Raw genomic sequence first — 14518 nt, forward strand, 5'->3', positions numbered from 1 at the left:
CTCAGGCGGCGAGCTGCAGTTCCGCCTCGGCACCGCGCCGGATGCGGCGCGAGAACCGATGCGCCGGCCGTTCCACGAGCAGCCAGAAGCCGGCCGCGACGAGCAGGCAGATCGGCAACGCGAGGAACGGCGTCATGAGGGGGTGATCGGTCCACTGGGCGATGGCGACGACGATGGGCTCGTGCACGAGGTACAGGCTGAACGACACGAGTCCGAGCAGGTGCAGGGGGCGACTCGACAGCAGGGCGCTGAGTCCGGGAGCGTGCGGTGCCGCGACCACGATCACGGTCACTCCCAGCAGCACGAGGGGCAGCGTGATCGGGTGGGCGAGTTCCCCGGGCATGACCAGGCGAGCCGACCAGTCCGAACTGATGAGCAGCAGCGCCACCGTGATCGCGATCGGCCAGGCGACGACGGCAACGCGCCTCGGAATCGCCGCGATCCTCGCCGAGAGGGCCTCCCAACTGCGCGCCATCGCGATGCCGATGCCGAACATCGGCAGGTAGGTGAGCACGGCGACCCCGGTGAACGAGCCGAGCGTCGAGAGCGCGAACATCACCGGGAGCTGCACTCCGACGTGCACCCGCCGGGCGACGTACATGTACAGGGGGAGCAGCAGCGAGAACAGCACCTCCCACTGCAGGGACCAGAGGGGCGTGATGCCGGTCGAGGTGCCGCCCACGAGCGTCGCGTCCTGCAGCATGTCTCCGAGGTCGTAGTCGACCGGCCGCGCGCGCACCCACAGGCTGTCTCCCGCATCCGCGTTCGGCGTGAAGGCGATGACGATCGCCCCGAGCACGACCGCCCCGATGACGGGGATGTACAGGCGCGCGATCCTCGACGGGAAGTACGCCGACCACGAGAAGCGACGCGAGCGCGCTGCGAATCCCAGGACCAGTCCCGAGAGCACGAAGAACAGGTAGACCGCCTCGGTGCCCGCCCACGCGAGGTGCAGCGGCGAGTAGACGAGCCACGACACGGCGCCCGGCTGCACGGGCAACCCGAAGTACGGCGCGGCGAGCGCAGGCACCACGAGCAGCGAGTGGTGGATCAGCACGATGACGGCTGCGGCGCCGCGCAGGCCGTCGAGCGCTTTCAGGCGGGGTGAGGGCATGGAGTGGAGTTCGGGTTCGGGTTCGGGCCCGGTCGGGATACCGGTCGAGGGACGATATCAAACCTCTCCCTGAGAGGACGATTCGAGGTGCCGCTCGCTACGATCGGACCGATGACTCCGCGGCCCACGCTGTTCCAGCCCCCCACGCTCCGCGCCGCGCTCTTCGCAGCCGCTGCTCTCGCGATCATCGTCGGCTCCAGCGGATGCAGCAGGCTGGAGGCCGTGCTTCCGCTCCCGGTCGCCGCATCGCCATCGGCCACCGCCGAGACGGCGGCCCGACCGACGCCGGTGCCCACGCCCACTGCGACGCCCGCACCCACGGCGCCGGCCTCGGCGCCGCGGGCGCTGCGTGCCGGCTCCGTCGCGCTGATCATCGGCGACTCGTTCACCGAGGGCTACGGTGCGTCCGACCCGGAGCACTCGTGGGCGCACCTCGCCGCCGCGAGTCTCGACTGGGACGCGACGATCGACGGGGTCGGCGGCACGGGGTTCACGAAGGCGTCGGCCACCGACGGCCGCGACGGCGTCGACTTCCTCAGTCGCATCGAGGCGATGGGGGCCGACAGCACCGACTACGACGTCGTCGTCCTCCAGGGCGGATTGAACGACGTCATCGCCCCCACCGCGACCGAGGCGACGAACGTCAGCCGCACGGTGGCCTCGGCGAGGGCCACCTGGCCGAGCGCCGTGATCGTGGTGTTCGGTCCGACCGCCCCGCTCGCCTCGACGACGTACCGCGACTACCTCGATCCGATCCGCGAGGCGGCCCTCGAGGCGGGGGCGATCTACGTCGACCCCGAGTCGCCCTCGCCCTGGATCAACGCGCGCAACACCGCCGCCTTCGACCTCGGTGACGGCCTGCACCTGAACGACGCCGGCTACGCGTACCTCGCGGCACGCTTCGTCGCGGCGATCGAGCAGCTCCGCTGACGCCGCACGGCGGCGATGCCGACGGCCACGCCGACGGCGGGAGCGATGTCGATCAGGCGAGTTCCTTCGCCACGAGGGTGAGCACGTCGTACGAGGCGACGAGCTCGTCGTCCTGGTTGCGCAGCACCGCGTCCCAGCGCACCTCGCCGTAGTCGTCGGTCTCGCGCGGCGTGATCTGCTTGGCCGTGAGTTCCACACGGATCGCGTCGCCGGGCGAGACCGGCGTGACGAACCGCAGGTTCTCAAGGCCCGAGTTCGCGAGCACGGGGCCGGGCGCCGCATCGACGAAGAGCCCGGCCGCCCACGACACGAGCAGGTAGCCGTGCGCGACTCTGCCCGGGAAGAACGGGTTCGCCGCCGCGGCGGTCTCGTCCATGTGCGCGTAGAACGTGTCCCCGGTGAAGCGCGCGAACGTCTCGATGTCCTGGAGGGTCACCGTGCGCGAGCCCGAGACGACCTGGTCGCCGATGCGCAGCTCGGCGAGCGACTTGCGGAACGGATGCGGTTCGCCCGCCGCGGCGTACGGCGTCGAGGCGGCGCCCGCATGCCACACGCCGGTCAGCGCGGTCAGCATCTCGGGCGAGCCCTGCACGGCCGTGCGCTGCATGTGGTGCAGCACCGCGCGGATGCCGCCGAGCTCCTCGCCGCCGCCGGCGCGACCCGGTCCGCCGTGCACGAGGTTCGGCAGTGGCGATCCGTGACCGGTCGAGGTGCGGGCGTCGTCGCGGTCGAGCAGCAGCAGTCGGCCGTTGTACGCCGCGATGCCCGAGGCGAGCGCCACGGCGACGGCGGGGTCGTGGGTCGCGACGCTCGTGACGAGCGATCCTCCGCCGCGGGCCACGAGCCGAACGGCCTCGTCGACCGTGGAATAGCCGACGATCGAGGTCACCGGCCCGAACGCCTCGACCTCGTGCAGTGCCGGGCTCGAGGCATCCGCGAATCGCAGCATGACGGGTTCGACGAAGGCGCCGTCGGCGGCCTCGCCGGTCGAGCCGTCCGTGAGCAGGACCGACGGCGCGTCCGTCGAACCGATGACGATCTCGCCGCCGTCGCCCGCGAGTCGTCGCACCTGGCGGAGCACCTCGTCGCGCTGCCCGGTCGAGGCGAGCGGCCCCATCGTGACGCCTTCGACGCGCGGATCACCGAGCACCACGCGCGAGGCGATGCGCGCCCGCGCGGCCTCGATCACGGCGTCGACGGATGCCTCGGGCACGACCGCCCGGCGGATGGCCGTGCACTTCTGCCCGGCCTTCGTGGTCATCTCGGTCACGAGCTGCTTGACGTACGCGTCGAACTCCGGCGTGCCCTCGACGGCGTCGGGCCCGAGCACGGAGGCGTTGATCGAGTCCGTCTCGCTCGTGAAGCGCACGCCGCCGGTCTGCACGGAGTCGTTCGCGCGGAGGCGCTCGGCGGTCGACGCCGATCCGGTGAACGCGACGAGGTCGCCGAGGCGCAGGTGCTCGAAGAGATCGGGCACGCTGCCCGAGACGAGCTGCAGCGAGCCGGCGGGCAGGAGTCCCGATTCGACGAGGATGCGCACGAACGCCTCGGCGAGGTATCCGGTCGGCGTCGCGGGCTTCACGAGACTCGGCACGCCGGCGAGGAAGGCGGGTGCGAACTTCTCGAGCGAGCCCCACACCGGGAAGTTGAACGCGTTGATCTGCACGGCCACGCCCGGCAGACGGGTGAAGATATGCCGCCCGAGGAATGAACCGTCCTTCGAGAGCTGCTCGACGCCGCCGTCGACGTAGACCTGCGAATTCGGCAGCTCGCGCCGCCCCTTCGACGAGTAGGTGAAGAGCACGCCGATGCCGCCGTCGATGTCGACCCACGAGTCCTGCTTCGTCGCGCCGGTGCGGCTCGACAGCTCGTACAGTTCCTCCTTGCGCTCGGTGAGGGCGAGGGCCATCCGCTTCAACAGCACGGCGCGCTGGTGGAAGGTCAGCTCGCCGAGCGAGCGCTGGCCCACGGTGCGCGCGTACTCGAGCGCCGACGCGAGGTCGAGCCCCTCGGTCGAGACGCGGGCGACGACCTCGCCGGTGGAGGCGTCGCGCACCTCGGTCACCGAGGTCGCTGAGGTCGCTGAGGTCGCGGCGGACGCGGCGGTCGAGGCATCCGGCGTCCACCAGTCGCCGTTGACGTAGCTGGGCAGGATTCCGGTCATCATGTGGTCCTCTCGGGGGTCGAGCAGCGGAGCGTATCGAGGCCCCGCGGCGATCGAGTAGCGCGGAGCGCGTATCGAGATCTGCTCACGACGCGTCCCAGGTGTAGAAGCCCTCGCCGGCCTTGCGGCCGAGTCGGCCCTCGGCGACCATACGGCGCAGCAGGGTCGGCGGCTCGAAGCGTTCGCCGAGGTTCGCGGCGAGGTACTCGGCGATGCCGAGGCGCACGTCGAGTCCGACGAGGTCGGTCAGGCGCAGCGGGCCGACCGGATGCTTGTAGCCGAGCGTCATGGCCCGGTCGATGTCCTCCGCCGAGGCGACGCCCTCCTCGAGCATGCGGATCGCCTCGAGCCCGAGGGCGACCCCGAGGCGCGAGGACGCGAAGCCCGGGGCATCCGCGACGACGATGGGCGTCTTGCCGATCGCCCGCACCCAGTCGCGCGACGCGTCGGCCAACGACGCCTCGGTGGCCGCACCGCGGACGAGCTCGACGAGCGTCGACGCCGGCACCGGGTTGAAGAAGTGCATGCCGAGGAACCGCGACGGCCGGTCGAGCAGCGCCGCGAGCTCGTCGATCGAGATCGACGAGGTGTTCGACGCGAGCGCCGCGCCCTCGCCGAGTACGGCCTCGACGCGGGTGAGGGCGTCGATCTTCAGTTCGAGCTGCTCGGGCACGGCCTCGACGACGAGCCCGCATGCGGCGAACGCGGCGACGTCGGTGCTCGTGCCGAATCGGGCGCCGATCACCTCGGCGCCCTCGTCGGCGGTGCCGCGGTCGACGGATGCCGCGACGGAGGCGAGCACGCGCGCCGAGGCGGCGGCCGCGGCATCCGCGTCCCGTTCGACGACGGTGACGCGCGAGCCGGCGAGCAGGAACGCGTGCGCGATGCCCGCGCCCATGCGCCCGCCGCCGAGCACGCCGACGTCGGAGGGCGCGCCGGTCGAGGTCTCGTTCACTTCTGCTTCCTCTCGAGGAACTCGGTCATGCGTCGGAACTTCTCGGGGCTCTCGAAGAGCACCGCCTGCGCCTCGTTGTCGACGCCGGGATGCGCGGCCCGCGGGGCGCGGAAGACCCGCTTGGTCGCGATCGTCGCGTCCCGGTCGTTGCGCGCGATGCGATCGGCGATCGCGTGCGCCGCGGCGACGAGCGAGTCGGCCGGATGCAGCGCGCTCACGAGCCCGATCGCGAGCGCCTCCTCGGCCTCGACCGTGCGGCCCGTGAGCAGCAGCTCGGCCGCGCGGGCGTCGCCGACGATCTCCTTCAGCCGCCAGCTCGCCCCGGCCGCGGCGAGGATGCCGAGCCCGGTCTCGGGGTTGCCGATCTTCAGCGACGGCGTCGCGATGCGGATGTCGGCCGCGTAGGCGAGCTCGGCTCCGCCGCCCAGCGCGTACCCGTCGAGCGCGGCGATGACCGGCATCGGCAGCTCGGCGATGCGGAGGAACGCATTCGCGTTGATGCCCCGGTGCGCATCGGCGGCGCGGCGCTCACGCAGCTGGGCGATGTCGGCGCCCGAGGCGAACACCCCGCCCGCGCCGGTCAGGATCAGGATGCGCGGGATCGCCTCGAGCTCTGCACAGAGCAGGTGCAGCGCGTCGATCGTGCGCTGGTTGATCGCGTTGCGCACCTCGGGCCGGTCGAGCGTGGCGACGACCCGGTCGGGGAACCGCTCGATGCGCAGCGGCCCACCGTCGGTCGAGGAGGAGCGAAGCGACGTCTCGAGATCCTCGCCCATCACGCACGCTCCACGATGAGGGCCGAGCCCTGGCCGACGCCGACGCACATGGTCGCGAGACCGTGACGCGAGCCCTCGCGCTCCATGCGGCCGAGCAGCGTCACGACGAGCCGCGAACCCGACGAGCCGAGCGGATGCCCCAGGGCGATCGCCCCGCCGTCGGCGTTGACGCGCTCGGGGTCGAGGTCGAGGCGTCGCATCGAGGCGATGGACTGCGTGGCGAAGGCCTCGTTCAGCTCGATGGAGCCGATGTCGCCGACGCTGAGACCCGAGCGGGCGAGCGCCTTCTCGGTCGCCGGCACGGGGCCGAGCCCCATGATCTCGGGCGCGAGACCGGCGGATGCCCCGACGACGACGCGTGCGCGAGGCGTGAGGCCGTAGCGCTCGACGGCGGCCGCACTCGCCACGACGATCGCGGACGCGCCGTCGTTGAGCGAGCTCGCGTTGCCCGCGGTGACCACGGATCCGCCGGCGACGACCGGCCGCAGCCCGGCGAGCGCCTCGAGCGTCGTGTCGCGACGCGGCCCCTCGTCGACGAGCACCTCGCCGCCGCGGGTCAGCGGCACGCCGACGATCTCGTCGACGAAGCGGCCGGCGTCGATCGCCGCGGCCGCCCGCTGCTGCGAGCGCAGGGCGAACTCGTCGGCCTCGGCGCGCGTGATGCCGTCGACCCTGGCGACCTCTTCAGCGGTCTCGGGCATCGAGAAGGTGGCCTTGTCGCGGGCGAGCAGTCGCGGGTTGGCGAAGCGCCAGCCGATCGAGGTGTCGTAGGCGGCGCCGGGCTTGGCCCATGCCTTCTCGGGCTTGGCCTGCACCCACGGCGCCCGGGTCATCGACTCGACGCCGCCGGCCACGATGAGGTCGGCGTCGCCCGCGCGGATCGCCTGCGCGGCCATCGTGATGGCCGACATGCCCGAGGCGCAGAGCCGGTTCACGGTGATGCCCGGCACCGAGTCGGGCAGTCCGGCGAGCAGCACGGACATGCGCCCGACGTTGCGGTTGTCCTCACCGGCCTGGTTGGCGGCCCCGAGGATGACCTCGTCGATCACGCCCTCGCCCACGGCCGCCGGGTCGAGTCCGGCTCGGCGCACGGCCTCGGCCACGACGAGTGCGGCGAGGTCGTCGGGCCGCACGGTCGCGAGCGCGCCGCCGTATCGACCCACGGGCGTGCGCACGCCTCCGACGAGGTAGGCCTCGGCCATCTGATCTCCTGACGTCGTTGTCCGGTCGAATTAGTGACCGACCGTTCAGGAAGTAATTATGGCACGCTCTCCCGTCGGCACGCCACCCGGCCACCTGGCCGACGCCGAACATTCGTCGCCCCGCGGCATCCGCTCGCTGAAACGCGACGCGCCCCGGCCTGCGACGGCAGACCGGGGCGCGGGAGACGCGGCGAAGCGGGCTCAGGCCGGCAGGCTGCTCGCCCTCCCGCCGGGCCCGACGTACTTCGCCGAGCCGAGGCCGATGATGAGGTAGCCGATGAGCGAGAACAGCCAGATCAGGAAGAAGCTGAACGCGCCGCCCTTGCCGAACGCCCGGCCCACGCCGAAGGCGACGAACACCGAGAACACGATGTTCACGAGCGGGATGAAGTACAGCAGCACGGTGGCGCCGTGGAACCCGGCGATCTTCACGAGCACGTAGATGTTGTAGATCGGCACGATGGCGGCCCAACCGGGGTAATCGGTCTTCGCGAAGACGAGCCACAGGGCGATGGCCCAGATGACGTAGCCGACGAGCGATCCGACGATGTAGCCGCCGTTCACCCCCGGGTCCTGCGTCGCGATGAGATCGTTGGCCTCGGCCAAGACGGAGAAGGCGTCCATGGTTCACTCCAGTTCTGCAGGTCGGCGCCCTCCCGGCGGCGAAACCGGGCCGAGAAGGCGGCGGCGAAGCCCGAACGGCCCGCTCGCCGCCGAGCCTAACGAGGGCGCGGGGTGAGGCGGAAGAGGCGCGCCCGCCGAGCGGACGCGCCTCTTCAATGCCTCAGGTCGAGGCATCCGCCCCTCATTCGAGCAGGTCGCGGCCCTTCGTCTCCTTGACGAGCGAGACCCCGATGAGCGAGATGACGCTCGCGATCGCGATGTACAGGCCGATCGTCCACGACTTTCCGGTCGCGTTCATGAGCGACTCGGCGATCATGGGCGCGAACGCACCGCCGAGGATCGCGCCGAGCGCGTACCCGATCGAGACACCCGAGTAGCGCACCCTGGCCGGGAACATCTCGGCGTAGAGCGCGGCCTGCGGGCCGTACGAGAGGCCGAGGCCGAACGTCATGACGAAGAGCGCCACGAAGTACCAGAGGATCTCGCCGGTGTCGATGAGGAACCACATCGGCACCGCCCAGAGCGCGAGGAACACGTAGCCGATCTGGAAGGTGCGCACCCGGCCGATCCGATCGGACACGCGTCCGCCCCAGAGCGTGAAGATGAGCCAGCCGAACGAGGCGAGGGCCGTCGCGAGCAGCACGCTGGGCCGGTCCATGCCGAGGCCGACGACGGCGTACGTGGCGAAGTAGGCGATGAGCAGGTACCCCGCCGCGTTGTTGGCGATGAAGATGACCGCGGTGAGCACGACCTGCTTGGTGTTGTTGCGGAACAGCTCGCGGAGCGGCGTCGAGGACTCCTTGCGACGGCGCAGCAGCTCCTCGAAGACCGGGCTCTCCTCGACGGCGCGACGGATGACGTAGCCGACGGCGATGAGCACGATCGAGAGCAGGAACGGGATGCGCCAGCCCCATTCCATGAACGCCTCGGGCGACATCGAGCTCGTGAGCGCCCAGAGCGTGAAGGTCGCGAGGATCATGCCGACGGGCACGCCGATCTGCGGGAAGGCGCCGAAGAAGCCGCGCTTGCCGTTCGGGGCGTGCTCGACGGCCATGAGCGCCGCGCCGCCCCACTCGCCGCCGGCCGAGAAGCCCTGCAGGATGCGCAGCAGGATGAGCAGGATCGGCGCCGCGATGCCGATCGCCGCGTAGGTCGGCAGGAAGCCGATGAGCGAGGTCGACAGGCCCATCATGATGAGCGTGAAGACGAGCATCCGCTTGCGGCCGAGCTTGTCGCCGAGGTAGCCGGCGACCACCGCGCCGAGCGGGCGGAAGAGGAACGAGATGCCGATCGTCGCGAACGCGAGCACCTGGGCGAGCCCGGGGTTCGACTCGGCGACGGGGGCGAGGAAGAGCGGCGCGAGCACGAGGCCTGCCGCCTGGGCGTAGATGAAGAAGTCGTACCACTCGATCGAGGTGCCGACGAGGGTGCCCGCGAGCACCCTCCGTTCCTCGGCGGGCATGCGCCCGGTTCTCGTGCTCTCACTGACGTCGGTGGACATGCGAACTCCGTTGTTCTGGCGTTGGGGAAGGGGATGGCGGTCGGAGTCGTCTGCGTCGCCCGACTTCCTGACCGATTGTTCGGTTAGGAAAGGAGAGTACGCAATGACGGATGCCGCGCGCAACCCGAACGGGTGTCACGCATGGCGAAGACCCGCATCCGATGGGATGCGGGCCTTCACCGATCAGGCCTCGCCCGTCGAGCAGCGAAGCGTATCGAGACCCCGAGCGCTGGTCTCGGTACGCCGCCGGCGCGCCTACTCGACCGGCTCGTCGGTGGGCTCGGGCGCCGGCGCGGCCTCCGTCGGCGGCGCCGGATCCGACGGCGGACCGAAGAGCGTCCAGCTGCCGGCCGAGCACTCGTAGAACGACACGGTCGCGGTGTCGATGAAGATGTCACCGTCGGCGGTGCACGTCTTCGGGTCGGGCTCCCCCACGCCGAGCAGCACCTGGGTGCCCGGTGCGCCCGGCGCGCCGGCCTCGCCCTGCGCACCGGTCTCGCCGGTCGCACCGGTCTCGCCCTGTGCGCCCGTCTCGCCGGTCGCACCCTGCTCACCGGGCGCTCCGGTCAGGTTCTCGGCCGCCGACTCGCGGATGTTGCCGACGAGCGTCCACTCGCCGTCCTGGAAGAGGTACACGTCGGAACTCGAGATGTCGATGAACACGTCGCCCTCGTAGCCCTTGCCCTCCTCCGGCACGCCGGTGCCGGCGCGAACCGCGGAACCTGCCGGGAGGATCTCCTCGAGGGCATCCTCGTACGCGGCCTCGTCGTAGGCGTAGGTCGGCGTCGGCGCGGGTGTCGCCGCGGCCTCGGTCGAATCGGCCGACTGCGCGAGCCACGACCCCAGGAACGCCGCCACGAACGACAGGAGCACGACGCCGACGCCCACCCAGACGAGCATCGCCGCGCTGACGCCCGCCGGCTTCTTCTCGGTGCCCGGCTCGGGCGAGGCATCCGTCGTCGAGGTGCTCGTGGGCGTGGCGCTCGTCGGCGCGGTCGCGCCCGCGGTCGGATCCGTCGGATCCGGCGAGGCGGGCGGCGTGCTCTGCGGGTTGCCGTCGTCGGTCATGTCGTGCCCCTCCACGTCGCTCGGTCGCCCTCACCCGCGGTGTCCGGAGGAGAGCGCTTCGGCTCATGCTATTGGCGCGCACCCGATTTCGCCGTGCACCGCGACGGGAACAGGCCCCCGTCCGACTGGACGAGGGCCTGTTCTGCGATTCAGGGCGAGCGGATGCCTCAGACGGCCGGCTTCTCGGCGTCGTCGGCGACGGATGCCTCGTCGGCGGCCTGCTCGTCGTCGGAGCCGATCGTCTCGTCGGCCTCCTCGAGCACGTCGGGGGTGTCGGCGGTGTCGGGCTGCTCCTGACCGGAGACGTCGGATGCGACCTCGGTCGTCTCGAGCTCCACGGAATCGACCTGGGCGTCAGCCGTGGCATCCGGAACCTCGACGTCGATCTCGACGACCTCGATCGTCTCCTCCTCGACCTCGACGGTCTCGGCGACGGGAGCCTGGTAGCCGGGCGCGTCCTCGGGGAACGCCTCCTCGCCGAACGCGAGGAACTCGAACGGCGCGTCGATCTCGGCGCGGTCGAGCAGGTCGGTCATGCGACGCTGGCGGTTGCGCGGGATGAGCGTGACGACGCGACCCTCCTTGCCTGCGCGGCCGGTGCGGCCGGCGCGGTGCAGGTAGGTCTTGTACTCGTCGGGCGCGTCGGCCTGGATCACGAGGTCGATGTCGTCGACGTGGATGCCGCGGGCCGCGACATCCGTGGCGACGAGCACGTCGACCCGACCCGAGGTGAGCTGCTGCAGGTTGCGCGTGCGGCGCCCCTGGTTCAGGTCGCCGTGCAGGGCGACGGCGCGGATGCCGTAGTCCTCGAGGTGGTCGGTGAGGTCCTCGGCGAAGGCGCGGGTGCGGCTGAAGACGAGGGTCTTGCCCTTGCGGTTCGCGAGCTGGGCGACGATGTCGCGCTTCTCGCGGTTCTCGATGACGAACACGCGGTGCTCGATCGTCGACGAGGCCTGGTCTTCGCCGGCGACCTCGTGCACGGCCGGGTCGACGAGGAACTCGTCGACGAGCGTCGCGACGCCCTGGTCGAGCGTGGCCGAGAAGAGGAGCTTCTGGCTGCCCTTCGCAGTGCGACGCAGGATGCGCTGCACGGGCTCGAGGAACCCGAGGTCGCACATGTGGTCTGCCTCGTCGAGCACCGTGATGGCGATCTCGCTGAGGTCGAGGCGGCCCTGTTCGATGAGGTCCTCGATGCGGCCGGGGGTGCCGATCACGATGTCGACGCCGCGCTGCAGCGCGCCGACCTGGCGGCCCTGGGGCACGCCGCCGTAGATCTGCGTGGTGAAGAGGCCGACGCTCTGCGCGATGGGCTGCACGGTGCGGTCGATCTGCAGCGCGAGCTCGCGGGTCGGCGCGAGGATGAGCGCGCGGGGCTTGCGGCCCATCTGGCGCTTGCCGCCGGCCTTGCCCGACTGTGCCCAGAGCGTCATGAGGCGCTCGACGGTCGGGGCGCCGAAGGCGATGGTCTTGCCGGAGCCGGTCTTGCCGCGGCCGAGCACGTCGCGACCCTCGAGCACGACCGGAATGGTCGCGGCCTGGATCGGGAACGGCGCGGCGGCGCCGAGCTCGGCGAGCACGCGCACGACGTTCTGGCCGAGGCCGAGGTCGCCGAAGCTCACGCCGTCGACGTCGCCGGCCTGGATGGCCTCGGCCTCGAGGCGCTCGAGCACGACGTCGTCGTTCGGGGTGAAGTGCGTGCCGGCGTCCTTCGCCGGGTAGAAGCTCGACGGGCGGCGCTCGGAGTCCTGGAAGCCCGGGCGATCGAAATCGCGGCGCGCGGGGCGCTCGGGGCGGTCGTTGCGCGCGGGGCGCTCGGTGCGGTCGAAGTCGCGGCGCGGGGCGCGGTCGTCACGGTCGAACGAACGGGCGGGCCGGTCGTTGCGGTCGAAGGAACGGGCCGGACGGTCGTTGCGATCGTTGCGGTCGAAGGAGCGCGGAGCGCGGTCGCCCTGCTCGCGACGCGGAGCACGGTCGTCACGGTCGAACGAACGGGCGGGCCGGTCGTTGCGGTCGAAGGAACGGGCCGGACGGTCGTTGCGGTCGTTGCGGTCGAAGGAGCGCGGAGCGCGGTCGCCCTCACGGCGGGGCGCACGGTCATCACGATCGAACGAACGGGCGGGCCGGTCGTTGCGGTCGAAGGAACGGGCCGGACGGTCGTTGCGGTCGTTGCGATCGAACGAACGCGGAGCGCGGTCGCCCTCACGGCGGGGCCCACGGTCATCACGATCGAAGGAACGGGGCGCGCGGTCGCTGCGGTCGTTCCGGTCGAATGAACGCGGGGCGCGGTCGTTGCGGTCGAACGAACGAGGGGCGCGGTCATCGCGGTCGTTCGAACGGGCAGGACGGTCATTGCGGTCGTACGAACGGGGCGCACGGTCGTCACGGTCGAACGAGCGAGCCGGACGGTCGTTGCGATCACCGCGATCGTACGAGCGGGGAGCACGGTCGTCACGGTCGTTCGAGCGCGCCGGACGGTCGTTGCGATCGTTGCGATCGAACGAACGGGGTGCGCGGTCGTCACGGCCGTCGCGGTCGGCGCGGTGCGGCGAGCGGCCGGCGGAGACGCGCTCGTCGCGCGACCAGCGGTCCTTGGCGCGGGGCGCTTCGGCCTCCTCGGGCCGGTAGCCGCGGTGGCCGGCGCTGCGCGAGCCGGGCTTGGACGACCCGTGCCGCGCTCCGGCGGACTTGCCGCCCTTCGCGTACGACGGGTCGAAGTTCTTGGCGGGTCGGCCGCCGGCGGGCTTCTTGTTCTTGGGCATGGCGATGCTTTCTGGGTTACTTCAAGTACATGGCAGTACTGCCGCGGGGCGGCGCGCTGAGAACCCGGAACATCGTCGACCGGGGCCGTTCACATACGGTGACTATTCGAGGGCGACTGCCCCGAAACCGGCCCCTGGACTCACAAACCCATCCGCACGACATGTGCGGTGTCCAGAACCGACCTCTCAAGAATAGCGGATGCCGCTGAGAAACCGCCGTGCACCGGCGCGAACGCCCGTCGCGGCGCGGCGGCTTCGGGGCTTCCTCGCCGAGTTGGTCGCGCGTGCTGCGCGGAGTAGCATCACTGCACCCCTGAACCCGGAGCCCTGGTGACCTCGACCCGAAACGCAGGCGGCTCCGGCATTCGCTCCCGGCGAGTCCTGGTGACCGCCGCTGCCGCACTCGTGGCGATCGTCGGCGTGTCCGCACTCTCGGGCTTCCACCAGCAGTTCCGCGAGATCGACCCGAACGGGGCCGATTCCGCGAGCGAGCTCACGACGCCCGCCATGGTCGGCATCCGCACGTTCACGGCACCAGAGGGCATCACCGTCGACGAAGACGTGGAGTACGGCGTGCGCGACGACGGCACGCTGCTGACGCTCGACGTCTGCCGCCCGGCGGCGATGCCCGCCGAGGCCGCGCCCGCCGCCGCGGCGGCGCTGACCACCGACGACGTCACGGCGCTCCCGGCGGTCGTGTCGATCCACGGCGGCAGCTGGGCGCGCGGCGACAAGGCGAACGCCGACTGGCGCAACGTCTGCGTCTGGCTCGCGAGCGAGGGCTTCGTCGCGGCATCCGTCAACTACCGGCTCGTGCCCCAGGTGCGCTTCCCCGCGGCCATCGACGACGTCGCCCTCGCCGTCGAGTGGCTGCGCGCCCCCGAGCAGGCCGGTCGCTTCGGCCTCGATCCCGCCCGCATCGGCGCCTTCGGCGGTTCCGCGGGCGGCAACCTCGCCGCCTTGCTCGGCACGACCGGCGACGGCCCGCTCGACGAGGGTTCGCGGGTCGCGGCCGTCGCCGAGTTCTCGGGGCCGGTCGGGCTCACCACCGAAGAACTCGGCGCCGACGGAGCCTCGACGTGGCTCCGCGGCATCGTCGCCGACTACCTCGGCTGCGAGGTCGATGCGGCCGACGACGCATGCGTTCAGGCGGCGGATGCCTCGCCGGCGACGTTCATCGACGCGAGCGACCCGCCCTTCCTCATCGGGCACGCCGAGCGAGAGATCGTGCCGCTCGGCCAGTCGCAGCACCTCGCCGCCGATCTCGAGGCCGCGGGCGTCGACGTCGAGCTCACGGTGGTGCCGGGCTCGGAGCACTCGATCGGCATCCTCGACGAGGCGATGCGCGCCCGGGTCGCGGCGTTCCTGCACGCGCACCTCGGCTGAGCATCGCCGCGACGACGGCCCGCGGCATCCGCCCGCCCC

Annotated in this window: 11 protein-coding genes; 2 read left to right on the top strand and 9 right to left on the bottom strand. The window is 71.6% G+C overall.

Features of this window, described 5'->3' with window-relative positions; all coding sequences use genetic code 11:
* Position 1 precedes the first annotated feature (1 nt).
* Entirely contained in the window at positions 2–1114 is a 1113-nt protein-coding gene (locus AC3IPY_RS17280) for an acyltransferase family protein (RefSeq protein ID WP_489185499.1), read from the bottom strand.
* A 111-nt stretch (positions 1115–1225) separates the two neighbouring features.
* Between AC3IPY_RS17280 and AC3IPY_RS17285 the strand changes: the two genes are divergently transcribed.
* The gene (locus tag AC3IPY_RS17285; protein WP_489185500.1) at positions 1226–2044 is read left to right on the top strand and encodes an SGNH/GDSL hydrolase family protein; all 819 of its coding nucleotides are present in this window, start codon (positions 1226–1228) and stop codon (positions 2042–2044) included.
* 52 nt (positions 2045–2096) lie between these two features.
* Here the strand turns inward: AC3IPY_RS17285 and paaZ are convergent, their stop codons facing one another.
* From paaZ to AC3IPY_RS17325, 8 genes are all read right to left on the bottom strand, one after another.
* Positions 2097–4208, bottom strand: coding sequence for a phenylacetic acid degradation bifunctional protein PaaZ (gene paaZ / locus AC3IPY_RS17290; RefSeq protein ID WP_489188358.1), 2112 nt, complete (start codon positions 4206–4208; stop codon positions 2097–2099).
* An 85-nt stretch (positions 4209–4293) separates the two neighbouring features.
* Positions 4294–5106: a 3-hydroxyacyl-CoA dehydrogenase family protein gene (locus AC3IPY_RS17295; protein ID WP_489188360.1), complete on the bottom strand. Its 813-nt coding sequence runs from the start codon at positions 5104–5106 to the stop codon at positions 4294–4296.
* Between the two features lie 53 nt (positions 5107–5159).
* Positions 5160–5939, bottom strand: a complete 780-nt coding sequence (locus AC3IPY_RS17300; RefSeq protein ID WP_489185501.1) for an enoyl-CoA hydratase/isomerase family protein — start codon at positions 5937–5939, stop codon at positions 5160–5162.
* Entirely contained in the window at positions 5939–7141 is a 1203-nt protein-coding gene (locus tag AC3IPY_RS17305) for a thiolase family protein (protein WP_489185502.1), read from the bottom strand. Before AC3IPY_RS17305 ends, AC3IPY_RS17300 begins: the two co-directional genes overlap by 1 nt.
* 201 nt (positions 7142–7342) lie before the next feature.
* Complete coding sequence (locus AC3IPY_RS17310; protein ID WP_489185503.1) at positions 7343–7765, bottom strand: DUF5684 domain-containing protein; 423 nt, start codon at positions 7763–7765, stop codon at positions 7343–7345.
* A gap of 181 nt (positions 7766–7946) precedes the next feature.
* A complete protein-coding gene (locus AC3IPY_RS17315) occupies positions 7947–9266 on the bottom strand; it encodes an MFS transporter (RefSeq protein ID WP_489185504.1) in 1320 nt (439 codons plus the stop codon).
* 255 nt (positions 9267–9521) lie between these two features.
* Positions 9522–10334, bottom strand: a complete 813-nt coding sequence (locus tag AC3IPY_RS17320; RefSeq protein ID WP_489185505.1) for a collagen-like triple helix repeat-containing protein — start codon at positions 10332–10334, stop codon at positions 9522–9524.
* A gap of 167 nt (positions 10335–10501) precedes the next feature.
* Positions 10502–13093 (bottom strand): DEAD/DEAH box helicase, encoded by a 2592-nt coding sequence (locus AC3IPY_RS17325; protein WP_489185506.1) that lies wholly within the window; start codon positions 13091–13093, stop codon positions 10502–10504.
* A 384-nt stretch (positions 13094–13477) separates the two neighbouring features.
* Here AC3IPY_RS17325 and AC3IPY_RS17330 point away from each other — a divergent pair, with 384 nt between their 5' ends.
* On the top strand, positions 13478–14479 hold the full coding sequence (locus tag AC3IPY_RS17330) for an alpha/beta hydrolase fold domain-containing protein (RefSeq protein ID WP_489185507.1): 1002 nt from the start codon (positions 13478–13480) through the stop codon (positions 14477–14479).
* Positions 14480–14518: the final 39 nt, after the last annotated feature.

This window comes from Agromyces sp. GL_144, assembly GCF_057834305.1.

Excerpts from the sequence above, each read along its gene's own strand:
- AC3IPY_RS17305 (WP_489185502.1), bottom strand. The coding sequence starts at position 7,141 with ATGGCCGAGGCCTACCTCGTCGGAGGCGTGCGCACGCCCGTGGGTCGA.
- AC3IPY_RS17280 (WP_489185499.1), bottom strand. The coding sequence starts at position 1,114 with ATGCCCTCACCCCGCCTGAAAGCGCTCGACGGCCTGCGCGGCGCCGCA.
- AC3IPY_RS17325 (WP_489185506.1), bottom strand. The coding sequence starts at position 13,093 with ATGCCCAAGAACAAGAAGCCCGCCGGCGGCCGACCCGCCAAGAACTTC.
- paaZ (WP_489188358.1), bottom strand. The coding sequence starts at position 4,208 with ATGACCGGAATCCTGCCCAGCTACGTCAACGGCGACTGGTGGACGCCG.
- AC3IPY_RS17295 (WP_489188360.1), bottom strand. The coding sequence starts at position 5,106 with ATGGGCGCGGGCATCGCGCACGCGTTCCTGCTCGCCGGCTCGCGCGTC.
- AC3IPY_RS17310 (WP_489185503.1), bottom strand. The coding sequence starts at position 7,765 with ATGGACGCCTTCTCCGTCTTGGCCGAGGCCAACGATCTCATCGCGACG.
- AC3IPY_RS17300 (WP_489185501.1), bottom strand. The coding sequence starts at position 5,939 with ATGGGCGAGGATCTCGAGACGTCGCTTCGCTCCTCCTCGACCGACGGT.
- AC3IPY_RS17285 (WP_489185500.1), top strand. The coding sequence starts at position 1,226 with ATGACTCCGCGGCCCACGCTGTTCCAGCCCCCCACGCTCCGCGCCGCG.
- AC3IPY_RS17320 (WP_489185505.1), bottom strand. The coding sequence starts at position 10,334 with ATGACCGACGACGGCAACCCGCAGAGCACGCCGCCCGCCTCGCCGGAT.
- AC3IPY_RS17315 (WP_489185504.1), bottom strand. The coding sequence starts at position 9,266 with ATGTCCACCGACGTCAGTGAGAGCACGAGAACCGGGCGCATGCCCGCC.